Below are 452 nucleotides of genomic sequence, written 5' to 3' on the forward strand. Positions count from 1 at the left end.
GGGTGGGGATATGCGGCGGTTGGTTTTTTTGCGAGTAGGCTTGCACCATTTCGCTGAGTAAGTCGTGTAAAGGAGTTGTTTCGCTCATTTTGTGTACTCTTTATCAGTAAGTGAATATTGAGACCGGCAGGCGGTTTGTTTGTTATTGGGTGTTGTGCCTGCCTTGCGGAGGTCGTCTGAAAACGGGAAACGGGTTTCCTCGTTATGTAAACTGCCTGCGTTTATCAGACGACCTGGTCTGTTCCCGATAATGGAATGTATTTATCAGACGATGGTCATGCTTTCGCTGTTTTGCGCTTTGCTGCGGGCTACGTCGGGGCTGATGGTGCCTTGGCGGACGAGGGTTTGCAGCGCTTGGTCGAGGGTTTGCATACCGTGTGATTGACCGGTTTGCAGCGCGGAGTTGATTTGGGCGATTTTGTTTTCGCGGATCAGGTTGCGCACTGCGGGGG

1 pseudogene is annotated in these 452 nt (G+C 51.8%); it reads right to left on the reverse strand.

Annotated features, from left to right (window positions below):
• Positions 1 to 264: 264 nt before the first annotated feature.
• Positions 265 to 452: pseudogene (locus ACTHUR_RS20690) on the reverse strand (twitching motility protein PilT); the annotation flags it as partial.

This window comes from Neisseria sp. P0021.S007 (assembly GCF_051956855.1).